Below are 16,256 nucleotides of genomic sequence, written 5' to 3'. Positions count from 1 at the left end.
AACCCCGTTCTTACCCGTTAGTCAGCCCTGCCGCTTGAATTCGGCAGGGCTTTTGCGTTTGGAGGATAGTTCGATGGCGTGGGGAAAACCCGTTGACGTCCAGCTATACGGGACTGGAAAGTATCTTATCGTCACTACGACCGAGCGGGCGGCGGAAAGCCTACTTTATGAGTGGCCCGAAAATAGTCGCGGCCAAGAATACCAAGGCGCGCTTCAAGCCTGCCTCGCCGATTTGGAAGGCTTGCCGAACACGGCCCGATCCTCATTTATCAAGGCTGCAAAAGCTTCTTGCCTTACTATACGAAAAAGCCTGCAATAGATTTGTTTAAGCGCCGCTCGCGGCCTTCGGAACCATAACAGTAAATTGTCCGTGGCCCGTATTGCTCGGAAAGTCGAAGCTCAGGCGAACGCGCGTCGAACCACATAAGGGGCAGCGCATCCGCTCTTGCAAGAACGTAAGCGGCATTGCGCGGCCACGCGTACATACCAGCGTTAACACGTCCAAATCTGCGCTGAAATTGCATTCGCGAATGCTCTTCATACCGTCGTGTTTACCCCACGCGCAGCGCATTTTTAGCCGCACGCGATTAATCCAAGCATCGCCTAAAGTCTCAATCTCCATGAGAACATCATGAGAACAAAAAACGGCAAAGGTCAATCCCGTGACCTTTGCCGCTCGCATTGTTACCGAATTCCACAGGCGATTATTGGCCTTCTAAGCGTGCCGGTTGCGCGCCTTCCGACTGGTCTTGATACTTACCGGCATAAGGGCTTTCGGTAGGTTCATCCAGCTTGTGAAAGATGATTTGCGCAATCGGCGAACCTTGCTCAATCGTGATCGGCTCTTGTCCTTCGTAAGAGATTTCGAGCGTAAGAAAGCCGCGCCAACCCGGTTCTATAACCGTATTCTGGACAAGAACGAACCGCCGCGCCCATGTCGATTTGTCTTTGACGTATGCCGCGCAATCGACCGGCATGGTAAAGTGTTCCATGGTGCTTGCTAGAACGGCGCGGCGCGCCGGTTCAAGAGTTAGAGTTTCCGCGATCCGAACGTCGTAGCCTGCCGGGCCAAGACCGAAGGTCATGCCGTTGCTTAGGGTTCGCTCATGGAAGGGTTTGAAGATCCCGCGCGTGCGGATAGATTGAGCCGAAAGGATTGTCATCTTGAATTCCTCTAGTCCTCGTTAACGGCTTCGACCGTTATAATTTCGTGGTTTCGGGTTCGAAGAAACGGAACGAAATCCGCGCCCTCATATTTTACGTCCGTGCTGGATCGGGCTTCAATGATTTGGAATTTGTCACCGGCAGCAAGATATCTGCTCGCTTCTTCAATGACGCGTTCGCGTGTCGGCTCTTCGGCCAAATCGTAAACGTCTTCGCCAAGGCTACCGGCGTGCCATGTCCAAGGGGTCATAATTTTCCCCCTTCAACGCGCGACGCCGCGCGAGCCTTTTCGATACGGATACCGAGCGCAGAAACTTCCGCTTTTAGCTGCTCATGGGTCATGCCCTGATACTTCGCACGAATTCTAAACGAGCGAAGCGTTTCAAGAAGTCTGCTCGCGGCAAGGGCAAGAACGCGCGAACGGACGTTAAAATCGATGTAATCAACCATCGCCATTGCCTCCATTTAGTCCGGTAGCGCAAAGGAGCATTCCGGCGGCGACGGCATACCGCATTCGTTCATGGCGAAGCGTATCGGGATCACCCTTGCCGGTTTGCACAAGGCCAAGCATATGCCGCCGCGAATAGGCTTCCGCCGCATTGTTTGCGGCGTTGACGGCTTCGTCGGTAACGTACCGGCGTGCGATATCTTCCAGACCGTCTAAGACGATTTTGTCGCGGTCGAAAATCTCTTTGGTATTCATTGCGATCCTCCGGCAAGGAGCGCGGCCAAACCGGCAAGCGAAGCTTCGGCGGAAGTGTGCGTTATCCATCTACCGCCTCGACCAATCCAAACCGAGCGGTACTTTTCCCAATCATCGATCAGAATATCGCCGGGCTTCCTGATATGCAGGCTCTTGTCTTTCGACTGACAAGCGATCATCGGCTGATCTTTGCCGATCCAGCGATCAACCCAAGCGCGCTTATTGTCGGCGGCTTCTCGCACCGAACGCGGAACGCCGGTCAGGATGATCGGATTGTATGGGGCTACGCCCCGCCATAGCTGGTCAAAATCAGGCATAGGCGGCAATCCAGCGTAGAAGCCCTCCGTACCCCTTACTAAGCCCCAATCGACGTTATCGTCAGTCTTGCTTGGCCGAATTCCGAAGCGGTCGGCGTACCCTTGATCGAAGTCGGCAAGAACGCCGTCCATATCGACAAAAAGCGTTGGAAGTGACTGTCCGCTATTGCTCATTTTTGCCCCTTAATTTCGCCAAGCAAGTCGCAAGTTCGGCTTTAAGGTCGGAGATAATGCCTTCCGCTTCCAACCAAGCGGCTTCAATCTTTTCCTTCTCCGCGCGCTCAGCTGCTAATAGCTTCTCAGCCTGCAAATGCAGGCAGAGCAAATCGCCCGGTTTAATTTGACGGCTCAGGATATGACCGGCGAATACCGCGACGCTTTCCCTAACGGTCGAGACTTCGCCAACCACTACAAGCCTGACGTCCGTAGAGGGGCGCGCGTTCCAAGCGTCGATAGCTCGATCAAAGCAAGCGCTAACATTCTGTTCTATCTCGTTCGACATACCGTGCGCCCAATGGACACCTTCTGGCACGTCAAACCATGATCTAAGGAAGGCTTCTTTACGATCATTCGCCATTGCCGTTCCCTCCCTCTTGGCGCTTTAAAGCGGTCGCCAAAGCCTCGGCCAGAGTTTTGCCAAAGCCGATTACGTCTTCCGTCTCGCTTTTGCGGAAGCCCAATTGATCGGCGTAAGGCTTTAGATCGATGCGGCCACTTCTGCCCGGCAGTCGGATAAGAAACCTGTCAGGGCAGTTCGGGTTGTGCTGGATTGCGAACGTGAGTTCGCGCAACTCTTTCCATGCTTGAAAATCTGCTGTCGATTGTTCATTCGCAACCCCATGAAGTCCGTCATACACCATAGAGCGGATTGTAATTGAATGGTTGGGATCGATAGCAAACTGCTCTGTCATCCGCTGGAAGACGCCGCGCATTCTCTCGACTTCCGCACCTTTCGCCAAGTTGTCGGCTTTCAGGCTCTCTTTATCGACAGCTAGACCATCAATGACGTGCTGCTTAAAACGCCTATCCTTTTTCAATTCGGCATTTTCCGCGAATAGCTCATCGGCCTGCGTGCGTTTGACCCATTGCCCGTTCTTGGATGGCGCAGGATTATTACCTTCCAAAGACCACATAACATCTGCGGCGGTGTAGTAATCTAGTCCCGTATCTGTAGCGGCAGGCGTAGGGCGTTTGTGGTCGTGTTCCGTTGCTTGGATTTCGGCCAGCTTGTAACGCTTCTGACAAGAGTGTTTGGCCCAACGACCTGTTGAGACGCGGCTGTTTCCGTCGTCGTCTTCACCGTACCAAATCCATTCAGGACTTTGATCACTGCTTTCAACTGGCCCCGCGGTCGGTGTTTGATCTTCAACGACGCTCCCACCGAAAGCCTTCACAAACTTATGGACTGAAATAGCGACGTTGCCGCCCTCTACGCGCGTCGCCGCTGCAATAGCGTTGAATGTCCGGTTATAAGGGAATTCCTGCGGCGATGAATTTTTCATCGCCCGGAATTGGGCCGCGCAAATCTGGTGGAAGGCAAGCTTGTGGCGAATACGCTTATTGAAGGTTTCGACACCTTCCAGCCGTTTCGCTTCTTCGTCGTGCCATTTGGCGGCATCGTCAAACGACGTCCGGCCTCCGCCGGTTAGTGCGTTTTCGAACGCATTCGGAAAGGCCGCTATCGTCTTGCGAGCCGCAATAATTTCACTCCAAATCCGATCCTTTGCATTGTCTTCGGCTTGGCGCATAGCGTCTTCTTTGGATGATAGGAAACAACGGCCAGAATGGTTGACGACGTATGACCAAGTATCATCGCCCAAAGCATGAACGACCCGCGCTTTCCATCCTTCAGCTATAACGGCATCCCAAACGCGTTCGCTCGTTTGCTTCCATTTGATAGGTGGGAAAATCTGTCTATTGTTGATCATAGCTACCGCTCCAACGTCGGTGCGGCTGGCACCAAACGATAATGTGAGAACCATTTTTCGTCGTATGACGGACGCCATTCAGTACCCGTAAGCTGTTCCCAAAAACCGGGACCGTCTTCGGGGTAGCCGATATTAAAATCGTGGTTCCAGCGGCAGTTTGGGACACGTTCTGACAAGCGATCACACCAAAGATCAACGACGGTGCCGTCGTGCGGTGCATCGTTTATGTCGAGCCACCCATCACCATCGACCAATATGCCGGCTTCGGCAAAATGGTTCGGTTCTGGTGAGAGTTCATTCGCGATATTCCGCATGAGCGAAGCAAGTTCGTCCTTCGCAATCTGAGGCAGCGCGTCAACCTTGCCCGACAACGAAACGAAATTGATAAAATCGTGAGCGTTGTTGCTTGTTCGGAAGAGAATTAGGCCGCGCTCTATATCACGCTGCCGGAAAGGCAGATCGCGGGCGTCGGTCGGTTCAGGATAGCCTAAATCCTTGAACGCGAAATCACGTACCGCCTGTTTATCGTGATCATAAGCCGTAACAAGCCATTGTGGCTCCGGGTGCCATTCGGTTGAACCGTGCCAGAGCCGTTGCGGCGTAATCGTCCGAACGGACGTTTCGCCGCGATAGTTGGTGTAGGCGACCTTTACAGGCGTTAGCTCAAATGCCATCGGTGCCGCCCTCCGCTTCCGCAATCATCCGGTCGATAAAGGCGAGTTCTCCGGCATAACGAACAGTAACTTCGTGTCGGAGATACTGCCAAGCTTCGACGTCGGTTCGAAACAAGCGGCCCATTCCTTGGGTTGAACTATTGTCGCTATAACCGTGGCGAAATCCGTCCGACCATCCTTTATCGACGCGGATGCTGTGCACGTTCGCGAAGTAGCCCCGCGCGACTTTGCTTGACGTACCAAAACGCGCGACCACATCGCACTTTGATGCTTCTATGTCGTCTCTAGTCATCGGCGATGGCGATGGATACGACGGCCAGCGGAGCGCACGCGAAAGCGCAAGGTCGTGCCGGAGCCGCTCCATTTCGGCTTTCTCAGTCTTGTTCATTGCCATTGGTTCGTCCTTTCCTGATCATCGCTTCCGTAGCCCGATACCAGTAGCCACGGTGATCTGACGGCAGGCCGTGCGTAAGCGCGGCTTCAACGTCATCAAGTGCCATTAGGTAGCCTCCGGCGAAGCCTTCACTTGCCAAGCCGGATGCGTACTTGCCGCCGCGCGCGTTGGCTGAAATCTCGTTCTTGAGAATTTCGCGAACGGCGGCGATCCGTTTGAAAACTACGCGCTTATCGTTGAGCTTCATCGTCGGCCCGTTGGTGCTTGATAGCCTTGTCGCGCGGGGCTATTCGCCAGTCCGGCCAATTCCGAGCCAAGTTCTTCTGAAACTTCGCGTTGATCGCGTCGATGATTTCGCTGCCACTCAGGCCGAGCCGCGTTAGGCCGTTCAACGAGAGCATAAGAACGTCAACCCACTCTTCCGGGTCTGTCGGCGCTGCTTCGATTTCGACTAGCTCTTCGCGGATATGATCGATAGTGCCTTCGGTACGAAGGCCGGGGCCGAAAGTCGCAAAGTTCCACTTCGCAAAGCCGTCGATCCATTGCGGATCAATAACGGCAGGCATGAACTCAGCCGAACCGACAATCGGGGGAAAAGCCCCTGTTACTTGCGTATAGATATAGAACGTTGGGCTATGCCCTTCGGCGTCAGGGCCGAACGTCGCCGAAGCTTGGAAGCCGATTTTGAGTTCAGCACAGAGCAAAGCCAGCGAATGTAATTCCGGTTCGATAGTAGTCCTGAAATGCGAGATTGCTTCTTCCATGACACTTCCTCAAAAATGGAATGTTTCGGTATCGAACGTGTCAGCGCGCGTTAGTCCGTCCGTCCCTGCAATCGGGGCGTCAATTGACACGTTCTTGAAGTGATCAAACTGCCGGTTGTAGGCGGTGACGTGGGCTTTGATGGCCTCGTTCAGTTCGTCAAATAGAACCTTCCGTTCAAGAGCCGCCGTCATAACGGCTGCGATAACGTCCCCGCGCGCCGCCACGTCTAGATAACCCGGCAGACGGGCGGAAATCATTTTCCGCAACGCGTCCGGGTCTTTCCGGGCTAGCCTTTGTGTTTTCATTCGGCTGCGCTTGCGGCGGTCCTTTTCCCGTATAGCATCAGTCCGTGGGGCCTTCTCGCCAGCGGCCCTTGCGCGATCCCGGTCAGCTTTAGCCCATGCCCGCTTACGCGCTCGGTTCGCCTCCTGCCAATCGGGGTCCGACTTCTTCAAGATGCGCCATTGCCTGTTATAGACACGCTGCTTTTTCAGAATTTTCTTTTTGTTGGCAGCATAATAAGCCTGCCGGTATTCCCGACGATCATACTTTTCCCGCTGCTTTTTCTGCTTTTCATCGTACTCAGCGCGCAGGCGGCGCACTTCTTCAAGAGCGTCATCCGGCTCCATATCTGACAAAAGCTTCATTTTGGCTTTGGTGATATAGGGAGGCAGGCGTGTCGTGTCGTGAAGCATAGGAAGGCCCTCCGGCCTGTCCGCTGGCATTGCCAGCGGATCGGTCGCTTAATCGGTTATTCCTTTTCGGTGGAATAGGTCGCGTCGGCGTCCCATGGCTCAAGCTGATAGCTTTCCATCCAATAGGCCATGATTTGCCCGCCGGGTACGAAGCAAGCGACGCGAACGTCGAGCCGCGCACCGAAGCTTGGCGAAGAATTATCTTCCTTGGAAAAGTGGAAGTGCGGTTCGTCCGGTGCGTCCAAGACCACATGGGGCAAACCGCGACCCCGATACATGGAACCAGCGCGCGGCGTAACGATATCGCCTTCCGCGAATTCGCAGCCTTTCGCGTACCTGACAAACAATTCGCCCAAAGTCGCGACCTGCGCTTCGGGGATCGGAAGCTTTGCGGCTTCGTCCTCGTGGTCGTGTCGTGCGCCGGGCATATGTCCGGCAAGGAGTTCGCCAAGGTCCAAGGCAATCGTTTTCATTCCAGATATCCTTATGTTGCGTTGCTTAGGCAAAGCTCCGCCGTGGCGCTCAAGGCGCTTTTCGAAGATCGGTGAGGCTTTGGGAAACCGGCGAGGCTAGTCGCCGGAAACCGAAAGGCTCAATGTGGCTTGTGGTCGGTTTGCTTGCTTTCTTCCGCTTTCCTAAACTCGGCGGCGAACTGGTATATGGAATAGGCTTCTGTCTTCATAAGCCGGGCCGCGTCATCGATAAGCGGGTCGATTGCGTCATAAGGTGCAACCGTGCCGATCACTTGGGCGGCGGTTCGCCATAGTGCGCAAGAAATTACGCTCGGCGACATACCTGCCTCAGACATGGAATTTGCTATCTCGCGCGCCACTTCGCAGGCCGCTTCAAGTTGATCTGACTGCTTATTCATTCTCTTGCTCCTTCCAAGCGTTCGGGAAACCGCCCTTCCGGGCGGAAACCGGAAGGCTTAAAGGCCGTGAAAGATCAGCGTATCGGCGGAGAAAGCGTTAAGGGGCCGGACAGTCTCAACACCGTCGAAGTGGAACTTAAATCGAGCAGTTGCGCTGTTGATTTCTTCAATCGTCCCGCACTCGCCGGAGCGCTCATGATTTGAAATCAGGCGAACGAACTGACCGACTTTAAGGTTGTGCTTGGTGTTCATTTCGGGTGTCTCCCAACTCGTTTGTTGAATGATCAAAAGTCGCAGGTGTGACCACTGCACCGATAATGCGTGACCGAAACCTTGAAGCCATCAGCTTCGGGAAAACGGCTGCGAATTTCTTTGGCAACGCCTTCTGCCGCATCCTGCGTAATGCAAGAGCGCGGAGCCGTAGCGAAGAAGTGTGTACCGTTAAGGGAGACGTAAATTTCGAAATAGCTTTGCATTTCGCTTGTCCTTCAATCGTCAAATCGACCACTGCGAAGCGGCTTGAGAAGAACGCTATACAAAGCGGTTGGAAAATGCAATCGCAATTCCATATTAAATCCAACAAAAAGTTGGAAAACTGTTAACGCTGCAATCCGCGTCAAAACCTCAAATCAAAACGCAAGTGAGACAAAAAAATAACTAGGTTCGAAAACGGCCTAACTAACAGATATTCCATCATAAATGATAAGCCTGTTAGTAGCTCAATCAAAACAAAGCGAAAAATCACGCTTGACGATTGAGACAAATCGGCTGATTTCTCATGCGCAGATAGCGTCGGACTTCGCTCTTACAAATCCCACCAGTGATTGTATTATAAGAACGATATCCAATCGTTATCCCCCACGGATACCCTTGCTGTTAAAGTCTCACATTCAAGCCGCGCTTCGTCGCGGCTTTTCTTTTTCTGATTGGTTTGGATATGGCTTCCTATCTAGTCGCTAAGCCACTTGATGAAATCATGAGCCGCTACGGCGACAACCTGAAAAGCCTTGGAAAAGGTAAGGCTCGAAAGGTTATGTCGCGGGCGCTCAATTACGAAGGTGGCCGGGCATTCGTGCAGGTCAAACGAGCATTGCGCATCCAGACGTCCATTCCAAGCGCCGCTATCAATCGCGGAGTAAGGACCCGGCGCGCTTCGGCAAAGGGCCTTGATACCCTCGAATTTGCGATCATCGGAACGGGTCGGCCTCTTTCGCTCAAATATTTCAAGCCGCGCCAATTCAAGGCGGGAACCAAGGCAACGGTGTGGGGGCGGCGTCAATCGTTTTCCGGCGCTTTTATGGGGCCGCGTCCCGGCGTCTTAGCGCCGAAGCTCAATGGCAATGTATTCCATCGTACCGGATCGGATCGTTTTCCAATTGAACGGCTATATGGCCCCGGCATCGCGAATGAGTTGGTCAAAGACCAATCGGCGCAGACCTTCTACGGAAATATGCCGCGCATCGTTGATCGCGTCGGAAAAGAAATCGCTACAGTATTGCGGGGCTATTAAAATGGTTCGTCCGAATAAGCTTTCAAATACCGAATTTCGAAAAGCCATGATCCGCTATACGCGGGGTGACGGCGTTCGGCAGATTGCGAAAGACTTCGGCATATCTCCGGCAGCGCTTCACCAGCGCGCTAAGCGGCTCGGTCTATCGTGGGGCGGCAAGGCCGCGCGCGAAGCGCGGGCGAAACAGAAGCGCCTATTCGAGCAAGCGATAGAAGCACAAGCGAAGGCCGCAAAGCCCATCGCAAAGGCCGAAAAACCGAAGAGCGAACCGAAGTCCAGGGCGAAAGTGTCCCGTAGCGTTCCGCAGGTTGCCTTGATCGTCTATCCAAAGACGATATCGGAAGTTGTTCGCCTGCATCGCCTCGGACGAACGCGGACGGAAATCGCGTCGCTCCTTCGTATGCCGTACCGTCAGATTGACGCTGCAATTGAGCTAGGATCGCACGGATGAAAACGAAGTTTTACGAATGGCTCCCCGGTCGCGGGCCTATGTTTGGCGGCTGTCTGCTATTCGGCCATATCCTGCCTTTTATCGGATACGAGCGTATCCCTTGCCACTTCGACGGCGAACCAGCCGACCACGATCCGGCAACGGGAGATACCAACGGCACTCATACCGTTATGTCCCTGACAATCGAATGGCTCGGCTTCGGTATGGCGCATATCAATACTTCGACAATCAAGCGCGCGTAGCGCGCGGCGACGCGGGGAATGTCAAGTGGACTTGGCGACCGGCTCATGCCCGGAATGAACGCGTGTTCGATCCACGCCCCCGCAACCAATCCAGTCTAAGAAGAGAGAAAACCTATGTCCGAAGCAATCCATCCTGCGCCCGCTGAGTTTACCGAAGAGCAAATCGCGCAGGATCATATCTTGCGCTACTTCCATTATGCACACCTGCCGGAAGTCCTTCGGAACCGTTCCAAGCCATTCTGTGACCTTGCGCACCAGATCGTAGAAACGACGCCCCGCAATCCCGAACGTACCGTTGCCTTGCGCAAGCTCCTTGAAGCCAAGGATGCGGCGGTACGCGCGGGCCTCAGCTAAAAAAAGGGGGGGGCCTATTTGCCCCTGTGCCCCGATAGGCAAAAAGTCCACGGGAAAATGTTGCGGCGAACCTTAGCCGCAAGAAGACCGTTGACCCTTTCGCCTATAGGAAGAGAACCAACACTTATAAGAACAATCGCTATAGGTAGAACAAAGCGCGGCGCGCCGCAGGCGCGCGACGCGCGCGGAGCCAAAGCAAGAACCTCTTGCCTTGCGTACCGCTAGCTATAGGCAAGTAGACCGTGCCTTCGTAAGCCCGTCCGCCTATTCGCCTTGCGTCTATGCCTATTTGATCAAGGCCCCTACCTATAGCGACGTCACCTATAGCGACCCGTCCGCAACCGACCGTGTACCTACTGCGTGCTGGCACGACTGACGCGCGGCCCTGCTTTTCGACCCCCGCCCCGACCCCGCCCGCCCCCTCCGGGGTGTGAACGATCTTTCGAAAGGGGCCAACCCTAGCGGGCAACACGGCCCCGGTTTTTGAGCGTATTTCCGATTTTGCAATTCGGATTTTGTTTTAGGAAGAGAACGCATGACAAGCGCCGTCAATAACCTCGCTGCAAGCGCCGAAATGTGGGCTGTTGAAGACCTTATTCCGTATGCTCGAAACGCTAAGAAGCATTCGGATAATCAGGTCAAAAAACTAGCGAAATCTATCGAAGAATTCGGCTTCACAATGCCGGTTCTTGTAGCGGAAGACGGTACGATCATTGCAGGTCATGGCCGCGTGCTTGCTGCGAAGTATCTTGCTCTTGAAGAAGTGCCGGTCGTTGTGGCTCGCGATTGGTCGGAAGAGAAAAGACGCGCTTACACCATTGCCGATAACAAGCTTTCCGAGATTGGCGGCGGTTGGGATGAAGAGCTTCTCAAAATCGAGCTTGATAACCTTCTTTCCGAAGGTGAATTCAGCGCCGACATGATGGGCTTTGACGATAAGGAAATCGGCAAGCTTTTCGCAGAGGCGAAAGCGCCTTCCGCGCCGGAAGAGTTTCCATCTTACGGCGAGGATATTGCAACCGAACACCAGTGCCCGAAATGCGGGTATCAATGGTCAGGCAAGGTAAAGTGAAGTGCGGATTTGGATTGAGCGCCAAGTAGGCTTGCTCAAGGACACGCCGGGCGCGCGTAAGTTCCCCGGCACCGCTCATGAATTTATTGACTGCACCGATACGCCGTCACCTGCGATTGTTGCCGGTCGCCCGGTCCATATCGTTATTGAGCGCGACGGCAAGGATCGACCTATGACCAGCTTGGACAAGCCGCCGTATCAAGTACCGCTCATGAGCGACGTCAGCGCGATGCCGTGGAACGGCTATAACGTAATCTCGACTTTTGCAGGCTGTGGCGGCTCTTCAACCGGCTATCGCATGGCGGGCTTTCGTGTACTTTTCGCTTCCGAGTTTATCGAAGCCGCTCGCGAAACGTACCTTGCCAACGCGCGGCCCGGAACGATTGTTGACGGTCGCGATATCCGGCAGGTCACGGCAGACGAAATCCTTGCAGCGACCGGCCTCAAGCCGGGCGAACTTGACGTTTTCGACGGCTCGCCTCCTTGCGCGTCTTTCTCGACGGCAGGCAAGCGCGAAAAGGCGTGGGGGCAGGTAAAGAAGTATTCCGACAGTGAACAGCGCGTCGATGATCTATTCTTCGAATACGCTCGGCTTCTGCGCCAACTCAAGCCGAAGGTCTTCGTTGCGGAGAACGTCAGCGGCCTAATCAAAGGCACGGCAAAGGGCTATTTCCTCGAAATCCTTGCAGCGCTCAAGGCGTGCGGATATCGGGTTGAAGCGCGTTTGCTTGACGCTCAATGGCTTGGCGTACCGCAGGCGCGGCAGCGTCTAATCTTTATGGGCGTTCGCGAAGACCTTGGCCTAAATCCGGTCTTTCCTAAGCCTCTTTCGTATCGCTATTCGATCAGCGACGCGCTGCCATGGTTGACGAACGGAATAGCAGTTACGGTCGAAGCGGAAGCCGATATCGGGCGTTTTGCTATCGGTGAAGAATGGGACAAGCTAAATCCCGGCGGTCAATCAGATCGCTATTTTCAGCTTGTACGGCCCGACCCTAACGAACCGTCGCCGACAATTACGGCGGCGGGCGGGACGGCTTCACTCGCTGGTGTGACGCATCCGACTGAAAAGAGAAAGTTCAGTATCGCGGAGCTTCGGCGGATCGGCGGTTTTCCCGACGACTTCAAGCTAACCGGAACCTATGCGCAGCAATGGGAACGGATTGGAAGAGCGGTGCCGCCGGTAATGATGAGCCATATAGCGGCAACCGTTCGCGATGAAATTCTAGCCAAGATCGGCAGGTAAGCACGCGGGTTATGGCCGCGTGCCGAAGAAGCGTGATTTCGCGCCTTTCTGGCGCTCAAGGCGAAGAGTAACGTTAGCGGCCTTTGCGGCTCGCTTGAGCGTCGTCGCGCAGGCTTTCCAGCCGATCCGCTCGCAGATTTCGGCTTCGGTAGCGCCTTCCGGACTACATACCATATCAAGCATAACTTCGCGCTTGGTCGGTTCCTTCGGCTCTTTGGCTTCTTTCTTTGGCTGCGGCTTGGTCGCGATAGCCAGATCGATAGCGGATGAACGAATAAGGCTGCGTGCAGCGCTGAAATTGACGACCTCCGCTTCGTTCTCTTCGAACGACAATTGCGACTGCGGAGCCTCGGCGACCTGCGACTTGCAAGTGCTAACCGCGACCGACAATTCGGCGGAAGCGATATCAAACGGCTTTTCGAGAAAGATCAGCGGTGAAGCGATCTTTGCTTCGTCGCAAACGCGCTGGAAGCGATTAACCGCTTCGGTACGAGTTGCGGAGCGGTGGAATACGCCGCCGGTAACAATTGCTGTGAGCTTGGACACTTCTACGGAAGTCAAATTCGTCATTTTCAATCTCCATCAAATCCCGACGCCTAGCGCCGTTGGAAATGACTAAAAAGTGGTTGGAAAAATATGTCCAGCAATTCGCATGGAAAAACATTCGAGATACCGGAGAACTGGACTTTCAAGACGCCAGAAGTAGCAGCGGCATTTGATAGCCATGTGCGCGAACAACTGCCGTGGTACGATATCGCAACGGGTATTGTCGCTCACGTCGCCCGCCATTATGTGCCTGAAAACGGTACGGTAATTGACGTTGGAGCTTCAACCGGCAATGTCGGTCGCGCCATTGCGAAGACCCTTTCGGATCGTCAAGCTCGGTTGATTGCTATCGACAATGCTGCCGATATGGCGGAGCGTTATCAAGCCCCCGGCGAAATGATCGTTTCCGACGTTTTGGCGTTCGATTTCCAACCTTACAAGCCTGATTTGATCGTCGCCTTCTTGGCTTTGATGTTCGTTCCTGTTGCGGATCGCGCGGGCGTAGTTCGTCGGATGGTCAATGCGATCCAGCCGGGCGGTGCTGTTCTTGTCTTCGACAAGATGGCCGCGCGCGCCGGTCATTTAGGCTCAGTGATCTATCGTCTTACGCTTGCGGCAAAGTACGAAAACGGCGCTCCGGCGGACGAAATTATTCAAAAAGAACTGTCTCTGGCAGGCGTCCAAAGACCGATGACGGAAGCGGAGCTTCCCGGCTTCGATCCGATCTTCCGCTTTGGTGACTTTGCCGGATTTATCTATGAGCGACCCGCAATCTAATGGCAGACGAAACCGAACCGGGTAGCGGCCTGATTTCCATTGGACAGGCCGCGCGCCTTCTTATGATTTCCGAAGAGCGTATCCGGCAACTATCGAAGGCCGGGTATTTCCCCCGTCCTTCACGCGGGAAGGTTCCGTTCGTCGGCGTGGTGCAGGGCTACATCAAGTCCCTACGCGAAGACAATAAGAACCAGAACAAAACCTCTGCCGATAACCGCGTGCGCGATGCCCGCGCAGAGGAAATTCAAATTCGTATCGCGGAAAAGAAACGCGAGCTTATCCCAACCGACGACGCAACAGCCGCCCAAGATTTCCTTCTTGGTGTGGTGGTTGCCGAACTTAGCGGCCTGCCAGCGCGAGTAACGCGCGATGTGCCGACGCGCAGGCTTATCGAAAAGGAAATCGATGCAAGCCGCAACCGCATGGCGTCCGCGCTCCGGTCATCCGTCGCAACTCTTCGAACGGGCGGCGACGTTTTTGGAAGTGCCGCCGAAGCTGACACCGGATCAGTGGGCGAGGGAGAACAGGCAATACCCCGCAAGCGCGGGCGTCCCCGGTCCACGCGAACCTAGTCTAACGCCTTACGTCATCCCATTTGAACGCGCAGTCGATAGCAGCGGCGCAAGCCGTGTCGTTGGCGTCTTCGGCGCTCAGATGGGCAAGACGGACAGCGAACTTGATATCGTCGGCCACCGGCTCGACCAGCGGCCCGCACCTATTTTGTGGGTCGCGCCAACGAAAGAGTTTCTAACCGAACAGTTTGAACCTCGCCTTATGGGCTTGCTCGATGAAGCGCCTCGCCTTTCTGGCAAGGTGCAGCGCGGCAAGCGCATGAAGAAGACGCGCAAAATCGTCGCTGGCGTTCCGATCCGCCTAGCTCATGCAGGCTCTTCATCGGCGCTCAAGTCCGACCCCGCAGCGCTTGCGATTGTCGATGAATACGATGAAATGCTTGCCAACATTAAGGGGCAAGGCGATCCGCTCGGCCTTGTGGAAGCGCGCGGCGACACTTACGCCGACTTCGTTACGGTCGTTACTTCGACGCCTTCGCAGGGCCATATCGAAACGGAGATTGACCCTGTGTCCGGGCTTGAATTCTGGAAGGTCGCGGACCCGGAAGCGGTTCAAAGCCCTATCTGGTCCCTTTTTCAGTCAGGTACGCGGTATCATTGGGCTTGGCCCTGTCCGCATTGCGGAGATTACTTCGTGCCGCGCTTTTCGTGCCTTCATTGGCCGAAACACGCCACACCAGCGCAAGCGCGCCGCGACGCCTATCTTGTGTGCCCGCATTGCGGATGCACAATCAATGAAGACGAAAACGTAACTGTCGTTAAGTCGAATTTGAGCGCCAAGCGCTGGATGAATGATCGTGGCCGGTACATCGCGCCCGGTCAGACAATCAATCGCGACGGCGAAGTCGAAGGCGCACCGCCGGACAGTACGACGCTAAGCTTTTGGGTATCGGGTCTTGCCAGTCCTTTTCGGACATGGGGTCAGCGTGCCGAACGCTACCTGTCCGCTCTAGCGAGCGGCGACGACAACGAAATCCAAACCGCTATGAACGCCGGTTTCGGTGAGTGTTATACGCTCGGCGGCTTGGGTGAAACGCCTGAATGGCAAGAGGTTATGACGAAGCGGCTACCATACCGCATCGGCGACCTTCCTCGTGAAGTCATTCGGATTACCGCAGGCGTGGACGTTCAAAAGCGCTCGCTGATCTATGTCGTTCGCGGCTTCGGCGCTCGCGGTTCGTCATGGTTGCTCGACTTCGGCCAGATTTACGGCCCGACGTCGGATCGCAACGTATGGGATGAACTCGAAACGTACCTTCTAACGCCAATCCACGGGCGCATGATCGACTGCGTTTTCATCGACAGCGGTTTCCGTCCGAACAAGACAGGCGCAGGCGATGAACACCGCGTTTATGAGTTCGCCTTGCGCTATCCACGATGGATTTTCGCCACCAAAGGTAAAGACACGCAAACGACGCCGCTACGACCTTCCAAGGTCGAAGTAGCTCATACCGGCAAGCGGCATAAAAGCTCGCTTACGCTGATCCACTTGGACACCGACTATTTCAAGTCGCTTGTTCATAGCCGCGTCCGTTTGGAAATCGGCAGGCCCGGCAGTTTTCATCTGCCTATGGGGTTGGTCGAGCCTGACGGTGCGATCTTTGGCGGCGTGACGGAAGATTACGCGCGCCAGATCGTTTCCGAAGGTCGGAAGATCAATCCCGCCAACGGTAAGGCGCAATGGATACCGCGTCACAAGGACAACCACTTCTTGGACTGCGAAAGCATGGCAGCGGCAGCGGCCTATATGCTTCGCGTCCATACGATCCCCGAAGGAACAGTTCGCGTCGGTGAAGGCGCGGACCTTGTGACTATTGAGCCGGTGCAACCTGCCCCGGTCGTGCCCCCTGCTGTGCGGGAGGACGTCAACCAAACCCCGCCTCAACAGCCGCAGCCACCGCCACCCGCGCAACCGCGCCGGGATGACTGGATGCGCCCGGACGGCGGAAGACGAAAAAGCATCTGGTAAAGGTCG

At 54.9% G+C, this 16,256-nt stretch carries 27 protein-coding genes and 1 tRNA gene; 11 read left to right on the top strand and 17 right to left on the bottom strand.

Annotated elements, in window-relative coordinates:
- The first annotated feature begins 73 nt into the window (after nt 1-73).
- Nucleotides 74-319, top strand: a complete 246-nt coding sequence (locus OANT_RS07925; protein ID WP_049768397.1) for a DUF982 domain-containing protein — start codon at nt 74-76, stop codon at nt 317-319.
- Between the two features lie 385 nt (nt 320-704).
- Here the strand turns inward: OANT_RS07925 and OANT_RS07915 are convergent, their stop codons facing one another.
- The 16 genes from OANT_RS07915 to OANT_RS07840 all read right to left on the bottom strand — a co-directional run bounded on the left by OANT_RS07915 (nt 705) and on the right by OANT_RS07840 (nt 7,987).
- Entirely contained in the window at nt 705-1,163 is a 459-nt protein-coding gene (locus tag OANT_RS07915) for a dCTP deaminase (RefSeq protein ID WP_012091583.1), read from the bottom strand.
- Nucleotides 1,164-1,174: 11 nt separating this feature from the next.
- Nucleotides 1,175-1,414, bottom strand: coding sequence for a hypothetical protein (locus OANT_RS07910; RefSeq protein ID WP_012091582.1), 240 nt, complete (start codon nt 1,412-1,414; stop codon nt 1,175-1,177).
- Complete coding sequence (locus tag OANT_RS07905; protein ID WP_041545065.1) at nt 1,411-1,614, bottom strand: hypothetical protein; 204 nt, start codon at nt 1,612-1,614, stop codon at nt 1,411-1,413. Before OANT_RS07905 ends, OANT_RS07910 begins: the two co-directional genes overlap by 4 nt.
- Nucleotides 1,607-1,867: a hypothetical protein gene (locus tag OANT_RS07900; protein ID WP_012091581.1), complete on the bottom strand. Its 261-nt coding sequence runs from the start codon at nt 1,865-1,867 to the stop codon at nt 1,607-1,609. Before OANT_RS07900 ends, OANT_RS07905 begins: the two co-directional genes overlap by 8 nt.
- Nucleotides 1,864-2,358, bottom strand: coding sequence for an HAD family hydrolase (locus OANT_RS07895; RefSeq protein WP_012091580.1), 495 nt, complete (start codon nt 2,356-2,358; stop codon nt 1,864-1,866). Before OANT_RS07895 ends, OANT_RS07900 begins: the two co-directional genes overlap by 4 nt.
- The gene (locus OANT_RS07890; RefSeq protein WP_012091579.1) at nt 2,348-2,761 is read right to left on the bottom strand and encodes a hypothetical protein; all 414 of its coding nucleotides are present in this window, start codon (nt 2,759-2,761) and stop codon (nt 2,348-2,350) included. The genes OANT_RS07895 and OANT_RS07890 overlap by 11 nt, the downstream gene beginning before the upstream one ends.
- Nucleotides 2,751-4,112 carry a hypothetical protein gene (locus tag OANT_RS07885; protein WP_012091578.1) on the bottom strand — a complete coding sequence of 454 codons (1,362 nt, stop codon included), beginning with the start codon at nt 4,110-4,112 and terminating at the stop codon, nt 2,751-2,753. The genes OANT_RS07890 and OANT_RS07885 overlap by 11 nt, the downstream gene beginning before the upstream one ends.
- Before the next feature lie 2 nt (nt 4,113-4,114).
- Nucleotides 4,115-4,786 (bottom strand): hypothetical protein, encoded by a 672-nt coding sequence (locus OANT_RS26855; RefSeq protein WP_012091577.1) that lies wholly within the window; start codon nt 4,784-4,786, stop codon nt 4,115-4,117.
- Nucleotides 4,776-5,180 (bottom strand): hypothetical protein, encoded by a 405-nt coding sequence (locus OANT_RS07875; protein ID WP_041545063.1) that lies wholly within the window; start codon nt 5,178-5,180, stop codon nt 4,776-4,778. The genes OANT_RS26855 and OANT_RS07875 overlap by 11 nt, the downstream gene beginning before the upstream one ends.
- Nucleotides 5,161-5,427 (bottom strand): hypothetical protein, encoded by a 267-nt coding sequence (locus tag OANT_RS07870; protein ID WP_012091575.1) that lies wholly within the window; start codon nt 5,425-5,427, stop codon nt 5,161-5,163. The genes OANT_RS07875 and OANT_RS07870 overlap by 20 nt, the downstream gene beginning before the upstream one ends.
- The gene (locus OANT_RS27110; protein WP_012091574.1) at nt 5,411-5,944 is read right to left on the bottom strand and encodes a DUF550 domain-containing protein; all 534 of its coding nucleotides are present in this window, start codon (nt 5,942-5,944) and stop codon (nt 5,411-5,413) included. Before OANT_RS27110 ends, OANT_RS07870 begins: the two co-directional genes overlap by 17 nt.
- 9 nt (nt 5,945-5,953) lie before the next feature.
- The gene (locus OANT_RS07860; protein ID WP_147284752.1) at nt 5,954-6,574 is read right to left on the bottom strand and encodes a hypothetical protein; all 621 of its coding nucleotides are present in this window, start codon (nt 6,572-6,574) and stop codon (nt 5,954-5,956) included.
- A gap of 122 nt (nt 6,575-6,696) precedes the next feature.
- Nucleotides 6,697-7,113 carry a hypothetical protein gene (locus OANT_RS07855; RefSeq protein WP_012091572.1) on the bottom strand — a complete coding sequence of 139 codons (417 nt, stop codon included), beginning with the start codon at nt 7,111-7,113 and terminating at the stop codon, nt 6,697-6,699.
- A 119-nt stretch (nt 7,114-7,232) separates the two neighbouring features.
- A complete protein-coding gene (locus OANT_RS07850) occupies nt 7,233-7,511 on the bottom strand; it encodes a hypothetical protein (RefSeq protein WP_012091571.1) in 279 nt (92 codons plus the stop codon).
- Nucleotides 7,512-7,568: 57 nt separating this feature from the next.
- Nucleotides 7,569-7,763 (bottom strand): hypothetical protein, encoded by a 195-nt coding sequence (locus OANT_RS07845; RefSeq protein ID WP_041545059.1) that lies wholly within the window; start codon nt 7,761-7,763, stop codon nt 7,569-7,571.
- A gap of 32 nt (nt 7,764-7,795) precedes the next feature.
- Nucleotides 7,796-7,987, bottom strand: a complete 192-nt coding sequence (locus tag OANT_RS07840) for a hypothetical protein (protein WP_041545057.1) — start codon at nt 7,985-7,987, stop codon at nt 7,796-7,798.
- Nucleotides 7,988-8,448: 461 nt separating this feature from the next.
- On the opposite strand from OANT_RS07840, the gene OANT_RS25045 reads away from it, so the two are divergent.
- The 7 genes from OANT_RS25045 to OANT_RS07805 all read left to right on the top strand — a co-directional run bounded on the left by OANT_RS25045 (nt 8,449) and on the right by OANT_RS07805 (nt 12,386).
- Nucleotides 8,449-9,021, top strand: a complete 573-nt coding sequence (locus OANT_RS25045; RefSeq protein ID WP_012091569.1) for a hypothetical protein — start codon at nt 8,449-8,451, stop codon at nt 9,019-9,021.
- 1 nt (nt 9,022) lies between these two features.
- Nucleotides 9,023-9,472 (top strand): hypothetical protein, encoded by a 450-nt coding sequence (locus tag OANT_RS07830; protein ID WP_012091568.1) that lies wholly within the window; start codon nt 9,023-9,025, stop codon nt 9,470-9,472.
- Nucleotides 9,469-9,714 carry a hypothetical protein gene (locus tag OANT_RS07825; protein WP_012091567.1) on the top strand — a complete coding sequence of 82 codons (246 nt, stop codon included), beginning with the start codon at nt 9,469-9,471 and terminating at the stop codon, nt 9,712-9,714. Before OANT_RS07830 ends, OANT_RS07825 begins: the two co-directional genes overlap by 4 nt.
- A gap of 10 nt (nt 9,715-9,724) precedes the next feature.
- Nucleotides 9,725-9,802: transfer RNA gene (locus OANT_RS26350), tRNA-Met, on the top strand.
- Nucleotides 9,803-9,828: 26 nt separating this feature from the next.
- A complete protein-coding gene (locus tag OANT_RS07820; protein WP_012091566.1) occupies nt 9,829-10,068 on the top strand; it encodes a hypothetical protein in 240 nt (79 codons plus the stop codon).
- Nucleotides 10,069-10,603: 535 nt separating this feature from the next.
- The gene (locus tag OANT_RS07810; protein WP_012091565.1) at nt 10,604-11,140 is read left to right on the top strand and encodes a ParB/Srx family N-terminal domain-containing protein; all 537 of its coding nucleotides are present in this window, start codon (nt 10,604-10,606) and stop codon (nt 11,138-11,140) included.
- Between the two features lies 1 nt (nt 11,141).
- Nucleotides 11,142-12,386, top strand: a complete 1,245-nt coding sequence (locus tag OANT_RS07805) for a DNA cytosine methyltransferase (protein ID WP_012091564.1) — start codon at nt 11,142-11,144, stop codon at nt 12,384-12,386.
- Between the two features lie 9 nt (nt 12,387-12,395).
- Here OANT_RS07805 and OANT_RS07800 read toward each other — a convergent pair whose 3' ends face one another.
- The gene (locus tag OANT_RS07800; RefSeq protein WP_012091563.1) at nt 12,396-12,956 is read right to left on the bottom strand and encodes a DUF3489 domain-containing protein; all 561 of its coding nucleotides are present in this window, start codon (nt 12,954-12,956) and stop codon (nt 12,396-12,398) included.
- A gap of 66 nt (nt 12,957-13,022) precedes the next feature.
- On the opposite strand from OANT_RS07800, the gene OANT_RS07795 reads away from it, so the two are divergent.
- From OANT_RS07795 to OANT_RS07785, 3 genes are read left to right on the top strand one after another with little or no spacing between them, the layout of a single operon-like run.
- Nucleotides 13,023-13,709 carry a class I SAM-dependent methyltransferase gene (locus OANT_RS07795; protein ID WP_012091562.1) on the top strand — a complete coding sequence of 229 codons (687 nt, stop codon included), beginning with the start codon at nt 13,023-13,025 and terminating at the stop codon, nt 13,707-13,709.
- The gene (locus OANT_RS26345; RefSeq protein ID WP_041545053.1) at nt 13,709-14,281 is read left to right on the top strand and encodes a hypothetical protein; all 573 of its coding nucleotides are present in this window, start codon (nt 13,709-13,711) and stop codon (nt 14,279-14,281) included. Before OANT_RS07795 ends, OANT_RS26345 begins: the two co-directional genes overlap by 1 nt.
- Nucleotides 14,193-16,250 (top strand): terminase gpA endonuclease subunit, encoded by a 2,058-nt coding sequence (locus OANT_RS07785; protein ID WP_235823023.1) that lies wholly within the window; start codon nt 14,193-14,195, stop codon nt 16,248-16,250. Before OANT_RS26345 ends, OANT_RS07785 begins: the two co-directional genes overlap by 89 nt.
- The last annotated feature ends 6 nt before the right edge of the window (nt 16,251-16,256 follow it).

Origin of the sequence: Brucella anthropi ATCC 49188 (assembly GCF_000017405.1) — a bacterium.
Taxonomy (GTDB): domain Bacteria; phylum Pseudomonadota; class Alphaproteobacteria; order Rhizobiales; family Rhizobiaceae; genus Brucella; species Brucella anthropi.
Note: the sequence above shows the minus strand (reverse complement) of the source record. Positions and strands in the feature narration are given on the sequence as shown.

Coding starts and splice junctions, on each gene's coding strand:
- OANT_RS07795 (WP_012091562.1), top strand. CDS start 13,023: ATGTCCAGCAATTCGCATGGAAAAACATTCGAGATACCGGAGAACTGG.
- OANT_RS07890 (WP_012091579.1), bottom strand. CDS start 2,761: ATGGCGAATGATCGTAAAGAAGCCTTCCTTAGATCATGGTTTGACGTG.
- OANT_RS07875 (WP_041545063.1), bottom strand. CDS start 5,180: ATGGCAATGAACAAGACTGAGAAAGCCGAAATGGAGCGGCTCCGGCAC.
- OANT_RS07845 (WP_041545059.1), bottom strand. CDS start 7,763: ATGAACACCAAGCACAACCTTAAAGTCGGTCAGTTCGTTCGCCTGATT.
- OANT_RS27110 (WP_012091574.1), bottom strand. CDS start 5,944: ATGGAAGAAGCAATCTCGCATTTCAGGACTACTATCGAACCGGAATTA.
- OANT_RS07860 (WP_147284752.1), bottom strand. CDS start 6,574: ATGGAGCCGGATGACGCTCTTGAAGAAGTGCGCCGCCTGCGCGCTGAG.
- OANT_RS25045 (WP_012091569.1), top strand. CDS start 8,449: ATGGCTTCCTATCTAGTCGCTAAGCCACTTGATGAAATCATGAGCCGC.
- OANT_RS26855 (WP_012091577.1), bottom strand. CDS start 4,786: ATGGCATTTGAGCTAACGCCTGTAAAGGTCGCCTACACCAACTATCGC.
- OANT_RS07870 (WP_012091575.1), bottom strand. CDS start 5,427: ATGAAGCTCAACGATAAGCGCGTAGTTTTCAAACGGATCGCCGCCGTT.
- OANT_RS07810 (WP_012091565.1), top strand. CDS start 10,604: ATGACAAGCGCCGTCAATAACCTCGCTGCAAGCGCCGAAATGTGGGCT.
- OANT_RS07895 (WP_012091580.1), bottom strand. CDS start 2,358: ATGAGCAATAGCGGACAGTCACTTCCAACGCTTTTTGTCGATATGGAC.
- OANT_RS07925 (WP_049768397.1), top strand. CDS start 74: ATGGCGTGGGGAAAACCCGTTGACGTCCAGCTATACGGGACTGGAAAG.
- OANT_RS07900 (WP_012091581.1), bottom strand. CDS start 1,867: ATGAATACCAAAGAGATTTTCGACCGCGACAAAATCGTCTTAGACGGT.
- OANT_RS26345 (WP_041545053.1), top strand. CDS start 13,709: ATGGCAGACGAAACCGAACCGGGTAGCGGCCTGATTTCCATTGGACAG.
- OANT_RS07800 (WP_012091563.1), bottom strand. CDS start 12,956: ATGACGAATTTGACTTCCGTAGAAGTGTCCAAGCTCACAGCAATTGTT.
- OANT_RS07915 (WP_012091583.1), bottom strand. CDS start 1,163: ATGACAATCCTTTCGGCTCAATCTATCCGCACGCGCGGGATCTTCAAA.
- OANT_RS07855 (WP_012091572.1), bottom strand. CDS start 7,113: ATGAAAACGATTGCCTTGGACCTTGGCGAACTCCTTGCCGGACATATG.
- OANT_RS07825 (WP_012091567.1), top strand. CDS start 9,469: ATGAAAACGAAGTTTTACGAATGGCTCCCCGGTCGCGGGCCTATGTTT.
- OANT_RS07820 (WP_012091566.1), top strand. CDS start 9,829: ATGTCCGAAGCAATCCATCCTGCGCCCGCTGAGTTTACCGAAGAGCAA.
- OANT_RS07885 (WP_012091578.1), bottom strand. CDS start 4,112: ATGATCAACAATAGACAGATTTTCCCACCTATCAAATGGAAGCAAACG.
- OANT_RS07910 (WP_012091582.1), bottom strand. CDS start 1,414: ATGACCCCTTGGACATGGCACGCCGGTAGCCTTGGCGAAGACGTTTAC.
- OANT_RS07850 (WP_012091571.1), bottom strand. CDS start 7,511: ATGAATAAGCAGTCAGATCAACTTGAAGCGGCCTGCGAAGTGGCGCGC.
- OANT_RS07905 (WP_041545065.1), bottom strand. CDS start 1,614: ATGGTTGATTACATCGATTTTAACGTCCGTTCGCGCGTTCTTGCCCTT.
- OANT_RS07830 (WP_012091568.1), top strand. CDS start 9,023: ATGGTTCGTCCGAATAAGCTTTCAAATACCGAATTTCGAAAAGCCATG.
- OANT_RS07840 (WP_041545057.1), bottom strand. CDS start 7,987: ATGCAAAGCTATTTCGAAATTTACGTCTCCCTTAACGGTACACACTTC.